13 protein-coding genes are annotated in these 16,281 nt (G+C 72.6%); 3 read left to right on the top strand and 10 right to left on the bottom strand.

The features are described from left to right. Nucleotides 1–44: 44 nt before the first annotated feature. From sucB to RV986_RS37715, 4 genes are all read right to left on the bottom strand, one after another. Nucleotides 45–1,868, bottom strand: a complete 1,824-nt coding sequence (sucB, locus tag RV986_RS37700; RefSeq protein WP_475921656.1) for a 2-oxoglutarate dehydrogenase, E2 component, dihydrolipoamide succinyltransferase — start codon at nt 1,866–1,868, stop codon at nt 45–47. 110 nt (nt 1,869–1,978) lie between these two features. Further along, nucleotides 1,979–3,367, bottom strand: coding sequence for a dihydrolipoyl dehydrogenase (lpdA, locus tag RV986_RS37705; protein WP_475921657.1), 1,389 nt, complete (start codon nt 3,365–3,367; stop codon nt 1,979–1,981). A gap of 282 nt (nt 3,368–3,649) precedes the next feature. Next, entirely contained in the window at nt 3,650–5,182 is a 1,533-nt protein-coding gene (locus tag RV986_RS37710; RefSeq protein ID WP_475921658.1) for a leucyl aminopeptidase, read from the bottom strand. A 449-nt stretch (nt 5,183–5,631) separates the two neighbouring features. Next, nucleotides 5,632–6,414: an adenosylcobinamide-GDP ribazoletransferase gene (locus RV986_RS37715; protein WP_475921659.1), complete on the bottom strand. Its 783-nt coding sequence runs from the start codon at nt 6,412–6,414 to the stop codon at nt 5,632–5,634. A gap of 103 nt (nt 6,415–6,517) precedes the next feature. On the opposite strand from RV986_RS37715, the gene RV986_RS37720 reads away from it, so the two are divergent. Then, nucleotides 6,518–7,285: a G protein-coupled receptor family protein gene (locus tag RV986_RS37720; protein WP_475921660.1), complete on the top strand. Its 768-nt coding sequence runs from the start codon at nt 6,518–6,520 to the stop codon at nt 7,283–7,285. Here the strand turns inward: RV986_RS37720 and RV986_RS37725 are convergent. The 3 genes from RV986_RS37725 to cobT form a co-directional block, all read right to left on the bottom strand. Further along, nucleotides 7,222–7,935: a hypothetical protein gene (locus RV986_RS37725; protein ID WP_475921661.1), complete on the bottom strand. Its 714-nt coding sequence runs from the start codon at nt 7,933–7,935 to the stop codon at nt 7,222–7,224. The genes RV986_RS37720 and RV986_RS37725 overlap by 64 nt on opposite strands. 49 nt (nt 7,936–7,984) lie before the next feature. After that, nucleotides 7,985–9,781, bottom strand: a complete 1,797-nt coding sequence (locus tag RV986_RS37730; RefSeq protein ID WP_475921662.1) for a phosphatidylglycerol lysyltransferase domain-containing protein — start codon at nt 9,779–9,781, stop codon at nt 7,985–7,987. 293 nt (nt 9,782–10,074) lie between these two features. Continuing rightward, complete coding sequence (gene cobT / locus RV986_RS37735) at nt 10,075–11,163, bottom strand: nicotinate-nucleotide--dimethylbenzimidazole phosphoribosyltransferase (RefSeq protein ID WP_475921663.1); 1,089 nt, start codon at nt 11,161–11,163, stop codon at nt 10,075–10,077. A gap of 146 nt (nt 11,164–11,309) precedes the next feature. Here cobT and RV986_RS37740 point away from each other — a divergent pair, with 146 nt between their 5' ends. After that, nucleotides 11,310–12,383 (top strand): class I SAM-dependent methyltransferase, encoded by a 1,074-nt coding sequence (locus RV986_RS37740; protein WP_475921664.1) that lies wholly within the window; start codon nt 11,310–11,312, stop codon nt 12,381–12,383. Between the two features lie 35 nt (nt 12,384–12,418). On the opposite strand, the gene RV986_RS37745 is transcribed toward RV986_RS37740, so the two are convergent. Then, nucleotides 12,419–13,618 carry a bifunctional adenosylcobinamide kinase/adenosylcobinamide-phosphate guanylyltransferase gene (locus tag RV986_RS37745; RefSeq protein ID WP_475921665.1) on the bottom strand — a complete coding sequence of 400 codons (1,200 nt, stop codon included), beginning with the start codon at nt 13,616–13,618 and terminating at the stop codon, nt 12,419–12,421. 113 nt (nt 13,619–13,731) lie between these two features. On the opposite strand from RV986_RS37745, the gene RV986_RS37750 reads away from it, so the two are divergent. After that, nucleotides 13,732–13,944, top strand: a complete 213-nt coding sequence (locus RV986_RS37750; protein WP_365881757.1) for a hypothetical protein — start codon at nt 13,732–13,734, stop codon at nt 13,942–13,944. 144 nt (nt 13,945–14,088) lie between these two features. On the opposite strand, the gene RV986_RS37755 is transcribed toward RV986_RS37750, so the two are convergent. Next, entirely contained in the window at nt 14,089–15,171 is a 1,083-nt protein-coding gene (locus tag RV986_RS37755) for a S1C family serine protease (protein WP_475921666.1), read from the bottom strand. 340 nt (nt 15,172–15,511) lie between these two features. After that, entirely contained in the window at nt 15,512–16,213 is a 702-nt protein-coding gene (locus tag RV986_RS37760; protein ID WP_475921667.1) for a class I SAM-dependent methyltransferase, read from the bottom strand. Nucleotides 16,214–16,281: the final 68 nt, after the last annotated feature.

Below are 16,281 nucleotides of genomic sequence, written 5' to 3' on the forward strand. Positions count from 1 at the left end.
GGTTCCGGACGGGGGCTTCACGTGCGAAGCGCGAGAAGGGGGTGCTACAGGCCGAGCTCGACCTCGAACTCGCCCGCCTCCAGGATCGCCTTGACCGCGGTCAGGTAACGGGCGGCGTCGGCGCCGTCCACCAGACGGTGGTCGTAGGAGAGCGTCAGGTAGGTCATGTCGCGGACGCCGATGACCGTACCCTCCTCCGTCTCGATGACGGCCGGACGCTTGACCGTGGCACCGATGCCCAGGATCGCGACCTGGTTCGGCGGCACGATGATCGTGTCGAAGAGCGCGCCGCGCGAGCCGGTGTTGGAGATCGTGAAGGTCGCGCCGGACAGCTCGTCCGGAGTGATCTTGTTGGCCCGGACCTTGCCCGCCAGCTCGGCGGTGGACTTGGCGATGCCGGCGATGTTGAGGTCGCCCGCGTGCTTGATGACCGGGGTCATCAGGCCCTTCTCGGAGTCCACCGCGATACCGATGTTCTCGGAGTCGAAGTAGGTGATCGTGCCCTCGTCGACGTTGATCCGGGCGTTGACGACCGGGTGGGCCTTCAGCGCCTGGGCCGCCGCCTTCACGAAGAACGGCATCGGGGAGAGCTTGACGCCCTCGCGGGCCGCGAAGGAGTCCTTCGCCTGCGCACGGAGCTTCATCAGACGGGTGATGTCGACCTCGACGACCGAGGACAGCTGGGCCTGCTCGTGCAGGGCCTTCACCATGTTGTCGCCGATGACCTTGCGGATGCGGGGCATCTTGACGGTCTGGCCGCGGAGCGGGGAGACCTCCAGGGCCGGCGCCTTCTTGGCGGCCGGGGCTGCTGCCGCGGCGGCCGGAGCCGGGGCGGCGGCGGCCTTCGCGGCCTCGGCGACGGCGATGACGTCCTGCTTGCGGATACGACCGCCGACGCCGGTGCCCTTGACGGCGGCCAGGTCGACGCCGTTCTCGGCGGCCAGCTTGCGCACCAGCGGGGTGACGTACGCGCCGTCGTCACCGGCGGTGGCGGCGGGCGCCGGGGCCGGGGTGACGGGGGCGGGCGCGGCGACCGGCGCGGGGGCCGGAGCCGGAGCGGGCACGGCGGGCGCGACCGGGGCGGCGGCCTGGACCGGAGCCGGGGGCGCGACCGGGGCGGCAGCGACGGGGGCCGGAGCCGGGGCGGCCGGAGCGGGTGCCGGGGCCGGGGCGGCAGCGGCGGGGGCCGGGGCCGCGGGAGCCGGAGCGGCGGCCGGAGCCGCGCCCGGGGCGCCGACGACGGCGAGCTTCGCGCCGACCTCGGCGGTCTCGTCCTCGGCGACCAGGATCTGCAGCAGGACACCGGCGACCGGGGAGGGGATCTCGGTGTCGACCTTGTCCGTGGAGACCTCCAGCAGCGGCTCGTCCTCCGCGACCTCCTCGCCGACCTCCTTCAGCCAGCGGGTGACGGTGCCCTCGGTGACCGACTCGCCCAGGGCGGGCAGCACGACGTCGGTACCGGAGGCGCCGCCGGCCGGAGCGGCCGGGGCGGCCGGAGCCGCGGGGGCGGCGGCGACCGGGGCAGGGGCGACCGGGGCAGGGGCGACCGGAGCCGGAGCGGCCGGGGCCGGAGCGACCGGGGCCGCCACGGGCTCGGCGGCCGGAGCCGGGGCGGCGGCGGGCGCGCCCGTGCCGTCGTCGATGACGGCCAGCTCGGCGCCGACCTCGACCGTCTCGTCCTCGGCGACCTTGATGGAGGACAGGACACCGGCGACGGGGGAGGGGATCTCGGTGTCGACCTTGTCCGTCGACACCTCCAGCAGCGGCTCGTCGGCCTCGACGCGCTCGCCCTCGGCCTTCAGCCAGCGAGTGACAGTGCCCTCGGTGACGCTCTCACCGAGCGCCGGAAGGGTTACGGAAACCGCCATGGTTTCTGTTGCTCCTTACGAATGGTGCGGAAGTCTGTGGTCGTCGTCGCGCCCAGGGGCGACGCGGTGACTGGGTACGGCCGGTGGCCGAAGGCTCGGCCGGCGGCCGATCAGTCGTGCGAGTGCAGCGGCTTGCCCGCGAGGGCCAGGTGGGCCTCGCCGAGCGCCTCGTTCTGCGTCGGGTGGGCGTGGATGAGCTGGGCGACCTCGGCGGGCAGCGCCTCCCAGTTGTAGATCAGCTGGGCCTCGCCGACCTGCTCGCCCATGCGGTCGCCGACCATGTGGACGCCGACCACGGCACCGTCCTTCACCTGGACGAGCTTGATCTCGCCCGCGGTGCCCAGGATCTTGCTCTTGCCGTTGCCCGCGAGGTTGTACTTCAGCGCGACGACCTTGTCCGCGCCGTAGATCTCCTTGGCCTTGGCCTCGGAGATGCCCACGGAGGCGACCTCGGGGTGGCAGTACGTCACCCGGGGCACGCCGTCGTAGTCGATCGGCACGGCCTTCAGACCGGCCAGACGCTCGGCCACCAGGATGCCCTCGGCGAAGCCGACGTGCGCGAGCTGGAGCGTCGGGACCAGGTCGCCGACGGCGGAGATGGTCGGGACGTTCGTCCGCATGTACTCGTCGACCAGGACATAGCCGCGGTCCATCGCGACGCCCTGCTCCTCGTAGCCGAGACCGGCCGAGACCGGGCCGCGGCCGACGGCGACGAGCAGGACCTCGGCCTCGAACTCCTTGCCGTCGGCGAGGGTGACCTTGACACCGCTCCGGGTGTACTCGGCCTTCGAGAAGAAGGTGCCCAGGTTGAACTTGATGCCGCGCTTGCGGAACGCGCGCTCAAGGAGCTTGGAGGAGTTCTCGTCCTCGACCGGGACGAGGTGCTTGAGGCCCTCGATCACCGTCACGTCGGTGCCGAAGGACTTCCACGCGGAGGCGAACTCGACGCCGATGACGCCGCCGCCGAGCACGATCGCGGACTGCGGGACGCGGTCCAGGACCAGCGCGTGGTCGGAGGAGATGATCCGGTTGCCGTCGATCTCCAGGCCCGGCAGCGACTTCGGCACGGAGCCGGTCGCGAGCAGCACGTGGCGACCCTGGATGCGCTGGCCGTTCACGTCGACCGAGGTCGGGGAGGACAGTCGGCCCTCACCCTCGATGTACGTCACCTTGCGGGACGCGATAAGACCCTGCAGGCCCTTGTACAGGCCCGAGATGACACCGTCCTTGTACTTGTGGACGGCCGGTACGTCGATGCCCTCGAAGGTGGCCTTGACACCGAACTGCTCGCTCTCGCGGGCCTGGTCGGCGATCTCGCCCGCGTGCAGCAGAGCCTTGGTGGGGATGCACCCGCGGTGCAGGCAGGTACCGCCGACCTTGTCCTTCTCGATCAGGGCGACGTCCAGGCCCAGCTGCGCTCCGCGCAGCGCCGCGGCGTAACCGCCGCTACCGCCACCGAGGATCACTAGGTCGAAAACGGTGCTGGCGTCGTTCGCCACGTCACGTCCTCCATGCATGTGCGCCACGCCGGTCTCCAGTGACCGGTCGGCGGCTGGTGTCCGGCCGCTCTTCATCGGCCCTGTGGTGGGGGCCCTGTCCTGCCGAGAACCCATCTTCGCACTTGTCGGGAGCGTTCGAGACGCCGGGCCCGTGTGTGAGACGTCGCACTGTCCGAATACCGCGGGCACCCCGCGCCCGGGAAAGGGCGCGGGGCTGCCACATGTACGGCTCCGCCGCGTGGGCGCGAGCAACCACGACGGACGCGCGGTCGCCGATCTTCGCTAGCCGAGATCCCCGACCGCGGTCAGTTCGGCGAGACGGACCAGCGTACGGACCGCCGAGCCCGTGCCGCCCTTCGGCGTGTAGCCGAACGGCCCGGACTCGTTGAACGCGGGCCCGGCGATGTCCAGGTGGGCCCACGTGATGCCCTCGCCCACGAACTCCTTCAGGAACAGACCGGCGACCAGGCCGCCGCCCATCCGCTCACCCATGTTGGCGATGTCGGCGGTCGGGGAGTCCATCCCCTTGCGCAGGTGCTCCGGCAGCGGCATCGGCCACGACTCCTCGCCGACCTCCTCCGCGGCCTCGACGATCGCCGTGCGGAACGTGTCGTCGTTCGCCATCACACCGAACGTACGGTTGCCGAGCGCCAGCACCATCGCACCGGTCAGCGTCGCCACGTCGATGATCGCGTCCGGCTTCTCCTCGGACGCCTTCCACAGCGCGTCGGCGAGGACGAGGCGGCCCTCGGCGTCCGTGTTGAGCACCTCGACGGTCTTGCCGCTGTACATGCGCAGCACGTCACCGGGGCGGGTGGCGGAACCGGAGGGCATGTTCTCGGCGAGCGCGAGCCAGCCGGTGACGTTGACCTCCAGGCCGAGGCGCGCGGTCGCGACCACGGCGGCGAACACCGCGGCCGCGCCGCTCATGTCGCACTTCATCGTCTCGTTGTGCCCGGCCGGCTTGAGGGAGATGCCGCCCGAGTCGTAGGTGATGCCCTTGCCGACGAAAGCGAGGTGCTTGGTCGCCTTCGGGGAGGTGTAGGACAGCTTCACCAGACGGGGAGCGGCGGCCGAGCCCGCGCCGACGCCGAGGATGCCGCCGTAGCCGCCCTTTTCGAGGGCCTTCTCGTCGAGCACCTGCACCTTGATGCCGTGCTCCTTGCCGGCGGCGGTGGCGACGGCGGCGAAGGCCTCGGGATAGAGGTCGTTCGGCGGGGTGTTGACGAGGTCGCGGGCGCGGTTGAGCTCCTCGGTCACGGCGGTGGCGCGCGCGAGGGCCGCCTTGTGCGCCGCGTCACGGGGCTTGCCACCCAGGAGCACGACCTCGGCGAGCGGCGGCTTGCCGTTCTTGGGGTCCTTGGCGCTCTCCTTGTAGGCGTCGAAGGCGTACGCGCCGAGCGCCGCGCCCTCCGCGAGGGCGCCCACGTCGGCGGCGTCGGAGATCGGCAGGGCGAGGACGGCCTTCTTCGCGCCGGCGAGCGCACGGGCCGCGGCACCGGCCGCGCGGCGCAGCGCCTCGGCGGCGAACGTGTCGTCCTTCTCCGGGACCGCTCCCAGGCCGACGGCCACGACGACGGGTGCCTTGAAGCCGGACGGCGCGGGCAGCTTCGTCACCTCGCCCTCGGCGCCGGATGCGCCGAGGGTCTCCAGGATTCCGGCGAGCGCGCCGTCGTACGCCTGGTCCACGGCCTCGGCGCCCGGTGCGACGACCAGGTTCCCGGACTTGGAGCCGGCGCCCTTCGCGACACCGACGACGATCGCGTCGGCCCGCAGGCCGGACGCTGCGGCGGTGCTGAGAGTCAGAGCAGTCACGGTGGTGAAATCTCGCTTCCATTGAGTTGCTGCGGCCGAAGAGGGTGGGTCGGCCGGGCCCGCGGCAGACCCATGGGATCTGCCGTCGGACAGACCCTAGATCGGGGCGGAAACCCAGCCGGGACCGGGCCGGAGGAGTGCAGATGACGAGCCTACGCGCGTGGCCGGGTTTCGCTCATTCCTGCGGGTGTTCACCACTCGGTGGCGTCGTGGTCACTTTCCACCCCTCACTCCCGGTGACGTGAGCCGCACGCATCGGGTCCGCCGAACGCGCGGCCCGCCACTGGTCCTTGCACGACTGTAAATCCGAACGAATCGGGTCGCCCCCACGACGGGCGCGGCGTTCCTCGGGGACACCGTCGACGGCGCCTCGGGGGCAGAGTTCCCGGGCGTCGTGCTGCCCGATGGTGCGCACACGGAGGCCTGTGGAACGGAGGCCTGTTGAAGGGTCAGCCGAGGGAGAGCGCCACGAGGGCGGTGGTCGCGGCCGTCTCGGCGAGGCCGCCGAAGACATCGCCCGTGATGCCGCCGAAGCGCCGCGTGCAGTGGCGCAGGAGCAGTTCGGCACTCGCGCAGGCGGCGAGGACGGCCAGTGGGGCGCGCAGCAGGTCGTACGGTCCGAGGAGCGCGCCCGCGCCCGCCGCCGCGGCGACGACGGCGAGCGCCACCGTGAGGGCGCCACGCACGGGTACCGTGCCCGCGACCGCCGCGCCCAGGCCCTCGGGGCGGGCGGGGGGCACTCCGGTGCGGGCGGCCAGGGTGAGGGCGAGGCGGGCCGCGGTCGCCGAGACGACGGCCGCGAGCACACCCCGGGCCCACGAGGCCTCGTACGCCTGGAAGAGCGCGGCGACCTGGGCCAGCAGCACGAAGAGCAGCGTGATCACGCCGAACGGGCCGATGTCCGACTGCTTCATGATGCGCAGCGCGTCCTCGGCGGGCTTGCCGCTGCCGAGGCCGTCCGCGGTGTCGGCGAGCCCGTCGAGGTGCAGACCGCGGGTGAGCGCGGCCGGTACGGCGGCGGTGGCGACGGCGGCGAGCAGCGGGCCCGCGCCCGTCGCGAGGAGCGCCACGCCCACCAGGGCCGCGCCCGCCCCGACGACCAGCCCGGCCACGGGGGCGCACAGCATGCCGCCGCGTGCCGCCTCGCGATCCCATCGGGTGACCGTGACGGGGAGCACGGTCAGGGTGCCGAAGGCGAAGCGGAGGCCGTGGGGGAGAGGGGTCCTGGACACCGGCGCAGGGTACCCGGGGCGGCGGCGGGCCGACGGAGGACGGGTACGGCGGCCGTGGCGGAGAGCCGTGGATCAGCGGAGGGCCACGGATAAAGTGCCCGATATGGGTCATTGGTTGCATCGGAACATCGTCGAGCCGGGAAAGCTGCCGCTCCTGCTGGCGCTCGCCTCCTTCGTGCTGACCTTTGTGATCACCCGTGTCATCGTGCGGCTCATCCGCGCCGGCAAGGGTCCGTTCGGCAACGTCAAGGCGGGCGGTCTGCACATCCACCATGTGGTCCCCGGCGTCGTACTGACCGTGCTCGGCGGCTTCGGCGCGGTGGCCAGCTCCCGGCACGGCTTCGGCGCCTGTCTGTTCGCCGTGGTGTTCGGGACGGGCGCGGGGCTGGTGCTCGACGAGTTCGCGCTGATCCTGCACCTCGACGACGTGTACTGGACCGAGGAGGGCCGCAAGAGCGTCGAGGTCGTGCTGGTCACCGCGGCCCTCGTCGGTCTGGTGCTCGGCGGTTTCCTGCCGTTCGGGGTCAACGACATGACCCAGCAGGAACTTCAGGACCGCGGCGGGGTCGTCCTGAGCGTGGCCGTGAACTTCCTCTTCGCCCTCCTCGCCCTGAGCAAGGGCAAGGCCCGCATGGCGATCTTCGGCGTGATCGTCCCGTTCGTCGCCCTCATCGGCGCGCTCCGGCTGGCCCGCCCCGCCTCGCCGTGGGCCAAGCGCTTCTACCGCCGCCGGCCGTGCGCCCGAGCCAGGTCGACCCTGCGCGCCTACCACCACGACCTCCGCTGGTCGGGCCCGCGCCGCAGGCTTCAGGACTGGATCGGCGGGAAACCCGACCCGGAACCCGTCCGGCCGCTGCCCGGCCGCCGGTGAGTGCGGCGGTGGCGCAGGACGGAGATCCCGTAGAGCACGAAGACCGCGGCGAGGGCGGCGATGTGCTCCTTGCCCGCGAGGTTCTCCTTGAGCGCCACCTCGACCACCATCGCCGCGATCACCCCCCAGGCCGTCCAGTACGCGCGATAGCGCCAGGCGACGAAGACGGCGAGCCCGACCACGGCCGCCGACGGCCCGGTGTCCACCACCCGCGCGTCCGTCGCGGGCAGCCCCAGCGGGTTGTGCGGGCCCAGCGCGATCGCCAGCCGCGCGTACAGCGTGCCGGCCAGCGTCGCGGCGTACGCGATGACGAGCATCCGCCACCAGCCGAGACAGATCTCGGCGATCCCGAACACGACGAGGACCTGGATCAGAGCGCCCCACACCGGCAGGTCCAGAGCCGGCACTAAGAGGGAGAGCGGAGTGCGCAGCAGAGCGAGCCCCAGCGGCTCGTCGGCCCGCACCGAGCCGATGTCCTGGACGAACCGGAAGCCCCAGGACTGGTTCTGCACGAACTGCAGGAGGGCCGTCAGAAGGACGGCCCCGAGCGTCACCGGCATCGCCCGCCAACGCCGTTCGACGAGTGCCTCGCGCACGGTGACGTACACCGGTCCCCATTCGGCGCGGGCGAGGCGGGCGAGCGTGTTCATGCGGGCGCTCCCGTCTCCCCCGCCCCCTCTTCTCCGTTCGTCCTCGTCCTCATCTGTGCGACTCCAGGTGCTTGCGGTGCAGCCACTTCGGCAGGCCCGGCGCCTCCAGGAACCCCTCGGCGCGCCCGGACGCGATGCCGATGCGCAGCAGGTCCGCGCTCTTCTCGAAGAGCAGAAACCGGGGTTCCCAGATCGGCCGGTACTTGGCGTTGGCGCGGTACAGCGACTCGATCTGCCACCAGCGCGAGAAGAAGCTGAGCAGGGAACGCCACAGCCGCAGCACCGGTCCGGCGCCGAGGCGCGCACCACGTTCGAAGACGGAGCGGAACATGGCGAAGTTGAGCGAGACCTGAGTGGTCCCGAGGTCCGGGGCGCGGCGGAGGAGCTCGATCACCATGAACTCCATCAGCCCGTTCTCACAGCCGCGGTCACGCCGCATGAGGTCGAGGGAGAGCCCGTGCGGCCCCCAGGGCACGAAGGACAGCAGCGCCCGCAACTCCCCGTTCGCGTCCGTGCACTCCAGCATCACGCAGCGTCCGTCGTTCGGGTCGCCGAGCCGTCCGAGCGCCATGCTGAAGCCGCGCTCGGTGGCCCCGTCCCGCCAGTCGTCGGCCCGGCACAGGAGGTACGCCATCTCGTCGGCCGGGATGTCCTCGTGGCGCCGGATGCGCACCTCGTACCCGGCCCGCCTCACCCGGTTGTAGGCCTGCCGGACGGTGCGCATGGCGCGTCCCTCAAGGGTGAACTCGGCGGTCTCGACGATGGCTTCGTCACCGAGTTCGAGGGCGTCCAGACCATGCCGGGAGTAGACGGTCCCCGCCTCCTCGCTCGCGCCCATCACCGCCGGGATCCAGCCGTGCGCGCGGGCCTCGGCGAGCCAGGGCTCGATGGCGCCGGGCCACGCCTCGGGATCGCCGATCGGATCGCCGGAGGCCAGCGAGACCCCGCCGACGACGCGGTACGCGACCGCGGCCTTGCCGGTCGGCGACCAGAGCACGCTCTTCTCCCTGCGCAGCGCGAAGTAGCCCAGCGAGTCGCGGTCGCCGTTCTTGTCGAGCAGCGCGCGCAGCCGTTTCTCGTCGTCCTCGGTGATCGGGTCGACGGCGCGGCGGGAGCGGAAGGCCGCGTAGAACACGGCGAGGACCAGCAGGGTGCTGAGCACGTTGATGGCGACGTTGACCCAGTTGGGGATCTCCAGGCCGTGGAAGCGGGAGTCGTCGGCGGCGACGGAGACCAGCCGCAGGGCGCCGTAGCGCCAGCGGTCCAGGAAGGCCGAACGGTAGGCGTCGTGCGCGTTGTTGGTGACCGTCACCAGCAGTGCGGCGAGCAGTGAGCAGACGAGCAGTCCGCCGACGCCGACGGCCGCGGCCAGCCTCGGGTTCGACCGGTCGCCCTTCGCGTAGAACTCCCGGCGGCCGATCACGAGCGATACGACGAACGCCCCGGTCAGTGCGAGCGAGATCCAGTTCTGCGCGTACCCGCGGATCTCCGGGAACGCCATCGCGACGGCGAACAGCAGCAGGAACAGGCCGCTGAGCACGAAGTTGAGGATCCACGCGGCGCGTTTGCGGCGCCGCATGGTGATGGCCAGGAACATCGTGAACACACCCGAGGCGAATCCTGCCGTCAGCAGGTACGGGGTGAAGAAGTTCTCGGTGTTGTGCCGGCGTACGTCCTGCCCGAGCGAGACCCACACGGCACTCAGGAAGTTGATGAACGTCACGGCCCGCAGGTACCAGACCGCGAAGGCGGCGGCTCTCCGTGAAGCTCCCGTGGACCGGCGCTCCCCTTCCCCCTGACGGGCGGGGATCCGCTCCTGATCGGCGGCAATTCGGGCATCTCCCATAAAGGGCGATGATATGGGGCGGGGTGGGGCGGGCGGGGGAAGGGCGGTGCGGGTGGTGTGGGGCGGGGGGTTGTGCGGGGTGGGTTTTGGCGGGCGGGGGTGATCTGTCGGGTGCGGGTGGGTGGGGGCTGGTCGCGCAGTTCCCCGCGCCCCTCACGGAGCGGGGCTGCGCCCCGAAATCCCCACCCGGACCGACTTGTTCGGCTGCCGGCCGGTGGGGGCTGGGTGCGCAGTTCCCCGCGCCCCTGGCAGGCGGGCCCCGGTCCGCACCACTCAGCCTGGGGCGGGGGCGGTTAGCTCTCGTCCTGGTCGGAGGCCTCGGCCTCGGGCTCGGGGGCCGGGATCTCCGGGAGTTCGGCGGACAGTGCGGCGGCGGCCTGGACGAGGGGGAGGGCGAGGAGGGCGCCCGCGCCCTCGCCGACCGTGACGCCTTGGTCGAGGAGGGGTTCGAGGGCCATCCGGTCCAGGGCCTTCGCCTGGGCCGGCTCGCCGCTGTTCTGGCCGGCCAGCCACCAGTCCGGCGCCCGGAAGGCGACCCGCTGCCCGACGAGGGCGCACGCGGCCGAGACGACCCCGTCGAGGATCACCGGCATCTTCCGTACCGCACTCTGCAACAAGAACCCCGTCATCGCCGCGAGGTCGGCGCCGCCCACCACCGCGAGCAGCTGCAGCTGATCCCCGAGCACCGGCCGGGCCCGCCGCAGGGCGTCCCGTACGGCCGCGCACTTGCGCATCCACGCGAGGTCGTCGATGGCCCGCCCGCCCCGCCCGGTGACGACGGACGCGTCGGTTCCGCAGAGCGCCGCGACCAGCACGGCCGCCGCGGTGGTCCCGCCGACGCTCACATCGCCGAGCACCACCAGATCCGTACCGGAGTCGGCCTCCTCGTCCGCGACGGCGACCCCCGCCCGGAACGCGGCCTCCGCCTCCTCCAGGGTCAGCGCGTCCTCGACGTCGATCCGCCCCGACCCGCGCCGCACCCGATGCCGTACGACCTCCGCGGGCAGCTCCTGCGGATCGCAGTCCAGGGCCATGTCGACGACCCGCACCGGCACGCCGAGCCTGCGCGCCAGCACCGCCGCGGGGCTCGCGCCCTCCAGGATCCCCCGCACCAACTGGTCGGCGCTGCCCGCGGGCCGCGCCGACACACCGAGTCCGGCGATGCCGTGGTCGCCCGCGAACACCACCACGCGCGGGTGCTCGATCGGCCGTACCGGCACCGCCGACTGCGCCGCCGCCAGCCACTCACCCAGGTCGTCGAGGCGGCCCAGTGCCCCGGGCGGCACGCTCTGGCGCTCCCGGCGCGCCTCGGCGTCGCGGCGCACGCCTCCGTCGGGGCGCTCGATCAGATCGGTGAAGTCATCGAGATTAAGCGAGCTCATTCGCCGAACAGTACCGGCAGCGATCGAACACGTCCGCGCCACGTCGTTGCGCCCCGGAACGCGATCCGCTACGTACCGTTTGCGTCGGATTGTCGTACGGCTGGTCGCCCGCCCCGCCGTCTCCGCCCCGCCTCCCTGGAGCGCCCATGCCCCTCACACCCCGCACACCACCCCCGACGACCGCACACCGCGCCGCCTACGCGGCCGAACTCGCCCAGGGCACCGACCGGTTCCACGAGCCGCGCCGCGAGGACTGCCCCTGGTGCGGCTCGAAGCGGCTGCGCACCCGGCTGCGGACGCCCGACCAGGTGCAGCGCAAGCCCGGTACGTTCGTCGTCGACGAGTGCGGGGACTGCGCGCACGCCTTCCAGAACCCCCGGCTCACGGCGGAGGGGCTGGCCTTCTACCACCCGGACTTCCACGAAGAGCTCGACGGCGCCACCGACCGGCTGCTCGGCGCCCGCGGCAGCAGGGGACGCCACCGGGCCGCGGCCCGCGCGCTGCTGCCGTACGCCGAGCCGGAGAGCTGGCTCGACGTCGGCACCGGACACGGGCACTTCCCGGCCGTCGCCAAGGAGGTCCACCCGTACACGGCCTTCGACGGGCTCGACCTCAGCCGGCGGGTGGAGCGGGCGCGGGCGGCCGGGCGCGTCGAGGAGGCGCACCGCGGCCGGCTGACCGACGCCCGGATCGCCGGGCGGCTGCGCTCCCGCTACGACGTCGTGAGCATGTTCCACCATCTGGAGCACACCCCCGACCCGCGCGAGGAGTTGCGCGCCGCCCTGACCGTTCTGCGGCCCGGCGGGCATCTTCTCGTCGAAGTCCCGGACCCCGACTGCGTGTTCGGTGCGCTGCTGGGCAGGTGGTGGGTGTCGTACGGCCAGCCGCGCCACCTGCACCTCATGCCGTTGCGCAACCTGCTGGCCGAGCTGGAGTCCCACGGCTGCGAGGTCGTGGCGACGGACCGCCGCGAGCCCCACATCCCGTACGACCTCGCGGGCGCCCTCGCGCTGGCCCTCGGCCGCGTCCTGCCCGACGTCGACGCCCCCTGGCGGCCGAATCCGCCGACCTCGGTCCAGCGCACCCTGTGCACGGCCCTGACCCGGGCGTCCGTCCCGCTGCTGGCCTCGGCCTCCGCGCTGGACCACGCCCTGGCCCCGGTCTTCCGCCGCACCCGCTTCTCGAACGCCTACCGGATCATCGCGCGCCGGCACCGGTGAGCCGTGGCCGGACACCCGTCACCGTCGAGCCGTGGTCAGCCCCGCAGCACCAGCGCCTGTCCCGCCACCACCAGCAGGACGTGCTCGCACTCCGCCGCGAACCCCGCGTTCAGCCGCCCGAGTTCGTCGCGGTAGCGGCGGCCGGAGGCGGTGGCGGGGACGATGCCGGAGCCGACCTCGTTCGAGACGGCGACGAGGGTGCGGCGGGTGCGGCGGACGGCGGAGGTGAGCTCCTCGACGCGGGCCCGCAGCGCGCGTTCGCCGCCGCCGGCCCACTCCGCGTCGTCCCAGGCGTTCACGGAGTCCATCGCGTCCGTGAGCCAGAGGGAGAGACAGTCGATGAGGAGGGGAGGACCGGTCTCCGCCAGCAGCGGCACCAGGTCGCAGGTCTCCACCGTGCGCCAGGAGCCGGGCCGCCGCTCCCGGTGGGCGTGCACGCGCGACGCCCACTCGTTGTCCCCGTTGCGGGATCCGCCCGTCGCCACGTACAGCACGTCGGGAAAGGACTCCAGACGCCTCTCCGCCTCCACCGACTTGCCCGAACGCGCCCCGCCGAGTACCAGAGTGCGACGCGGTACATCGGGCACGTCCTCGTACACGCCCACGTCCAGCGTCGTCCCGTCCGGCACCGCCCGGGCGCCCGCCGCCGCGAGCCGCCGCCGCAGTTCGGGGCCCGGCGGCACGTCGTGGTCGAGGTGGACCGCGATCACGTCCGTCGTCGGCCCGACCGCCCCGACCGCGCGCAGCTTCGCCAGGGCGTCCGGCCGGCCCACCAGATCGGCGACCACCATGTCGTACGAGTCGCCGTGCTCGTCCAGTCCGGCGGGCGCGGCGCCCGGCGGCAGATACAGCAACCGCCGCCCGTCCGGTCCGGTCACCGCGTACCCCGTGCCGGGCGAGTCCATCGGCACCGCACGCACCCGGTGCCCGGTCAGCAGCGCGAGCTCACTGCCGTCCGGAACCCGCCCGGGCTGCGGCAGCCCCGCCGGCACCTCGACCGCGGGCCCGTCGTGCGGATGCGAGAGCAGCACCTGTCGTACGCCGCCCAGCGAGTGCCCGGCGCGGGCGGCCGCGAACGCGGCGCCGGGCGTGAGGTCGAGCAGCAGCGTGCCGTCCACGAGCAGCGCGGTGGCCGCCCGCGCGTTCTCACCCAGCGCGCTCGCGCAGGCCGCGCAGGGACAGTCGGGTCGGGGCAGGCCCTCGGGGGCGCCGGTGCCGAGCAGAGTCAGTTCCACGGGGTTGATTTTTCCGTGTCCCCGCAGGTCTTGCGCGTCCGGCTAGGCTTCGGACAGGAGCCGGATCTTGTCCGGCTTTCGCTGTGCAGTGTGCTCATACCTGGGAGGCGTACATGGCGGCATGGACGTGGCGGTTCGAGAAGTCCGACGGGACAGAGGTCCAACCCGCGGTGCAGCCCGAGGAGTTCACCACGCAGGGGGACGCGGAGTCCTGGATCGGCGAGGTGTGGAAGGACCTCCTGGCAGGCGGCGCGGACCAGGTGTTCCTCTTCGAGGACAGCACGCGGATCTACGGGCCGATGAGCCTGCACGCCGAGCCGGAGTAGGCCGGTCGGGGTTGCCGGGACCGCTCCCGGCAACCCCGCTCCACCGTCTTCACCCTTTTCCACCGTCTTCACCCGCGCCCACTGTTCGCCCGTGCCCACTTTCGCTTGTGCCCACTTTCGCCTGTGCCTATCGGTCACCCGTGCCTACTGTTCGCCCAGCGTCACGTCGACCGTCCGCTCGATCCGGCCCCGTGCGAAGGTCACCCGCGTCCTGCCGCCCGGCTTCTCGGCCGCGAGTGCCTCGGCGAGGGAGGTGACCGTGGTGATGTCGGCGCCGCCGACCTTGGTGATGATGTCGCCGGGCCGGATACCCGCCTTGGCGGCGGCCCCGCCGGGCCTGACCTCGACCACGGCGGTACCCACGGGTCTGTAGGTGTCGTCGAGCACCGTACGGGCGATGATGCCGAGCGCCGCCCGCCCCGAGTCGGTGACCTTGCCGGTCCTGATGATCTGGTCGGCGATCGTGCGCACCATCGAGGCGGGGATCGCGAATCCGATACCGGGCGCCGTGCCGCCGCCGAGTTCCGGATCCGTCGCGGCCAGCGTGGGAATGCCGATGACCTGTCCGTCCAGGTTCACCAGCGCGCCGCCGCTGTTGCCCGGGTTGATCGCCGCCGAGGTCTGCACCATGTTGGCGATGGTGGCCCCGGTGCCGTCGCCGGTACGGTCCTCGCTGACGGTGCGGCCGGTCGCCGACACGATGCCCTGGGTCACGCTCGACGACAGCCCGAGCGGCGAGCCCATCGCCAGCACGATATGGCCGACCTCGACCTTCGCCGAGTCCCCGAGGGTGGCCGCCTTCAGCCCGCCGGGCACCTTGTCCAGCTTGATGACGGCGAGGTCCTGCTCGGGGTAGGAGTACACGAGCCGGGCCGTCAGCACGTCCTCGCTGTTGGCCGTCGTCACCTGGAAGGTCTTGTCGTTGCCGACCACATGGGCGTTGGTGACGATGTGTCCGCTGTTGTCGTACACGACCCCCGAGCCCTGCTCGTCGCTCGCCCGGATCTGCACCACCGACGGCAGGACGTTCTTGATCACCTTCAGGTAGTCGTCCTGCAGATCGTGGCCCGTCGCGGGGGCGACGGCCTGTGTCGTCCCCCGGCCTCGCACGCCGTCCCGCCCGGCCGACGCCCCGGAGGCGGAACAGCCGCAGAGCAGGACGGCGGCCCAGACGAGGGCGGCTGGGGGAAGGAGCGGGCGGAGCGCAGGGGTACGACAGGCATCCATGCCCCGAGTGTCTCTTTCACCCCATTGCCCGGCCCGCGGTGCGGGGCCGAACAGGGGGCGTGTGCGAGCCACCGCCGGGAACGAGGCCACGGACCGCGGCCCTCAGTCGTGCACTCGGCTCAGCCGCGCACTCCGCTCAGCCGCGCACTCCGCTCAGTCGTGCACTCGGCTCAGCCGCGCACTCCGCTCAGTCGTGCACTCGGCTCAGCCGCGCACTCCGCTCAGTCGTGCACTCGGCTCAGCCGCGCACTCCGCTCAGTCGTGCACTCGGCTCAGCCGCGCACTCCGCTCAGTCGTGCACTCGGCTCAGCCGCGCACTCCGCTCAGTCGTGCACTCGGCTCAGCCGCGCACTCCGCAGAGATGCAGCAGTGCCGCCACCTGACGATAGGGATCGGTCCGCCCGGCCCGGTCCTCGGCCGCCAGGAGCATGTCCACGTCCTCCGGTACCGCCGCCCCGTCGGGCGCGGTGTCCGTGAAGACCCGCACGCCGTACCAGGCGTGCAGCGGCGCCCCGATCCCCGCGAGCGTCGACGTCAGCGTGGCGAGCCGGTCGGCGCGCACGGTGAGACCGAGCCGATTGACATAGGCGTCCGTGTCGAACGCGGCCGGCGTCGAGGTCCAGTCCCCGGACAGCCCGGGCCGCATGGCCAGCGCGTCGGCGTTCCGCACCAGCAGCGAGAGCAGCCCGCCCGGGGCCAGCATCCGCGCCAGCCCCGCGAGCAGCGGATCCGGCTCCTCCACGTACATGAGCACGCCGTGACACAGCACGACGTCGAAACTGCCGGGCAGGAAGTGGACGCCCGTCTCGCGCCCGTCGCCCTCGATGAGCCGCACCCGGCTCCGGATGCCCTCGGGCTCGGCGGCCAACGCCTCCCGGGCCACGGCGAGCATCCTCGCGTCCTGCTCCAGACCGGTCACCTGATGCCCGGCCCGGGCCAGCCGCAGCGCCTGGGTGCCCTGGCCGATCCCCACGTCGAGCACCCGCAGCCGCTGCCCGACCGGGAACCGCCCGGCTATCTGCTCGTCGAGCTGCCGGGCCACCAGCTCCTGTCGTACGACATCACGCAGCCCGCCCAGCTTGCTCAGCCAGGCGTCCGCCGCGCCCCCGG

The organism is Streptomyces sp. RLA012 (assembly GCF_056270325.1).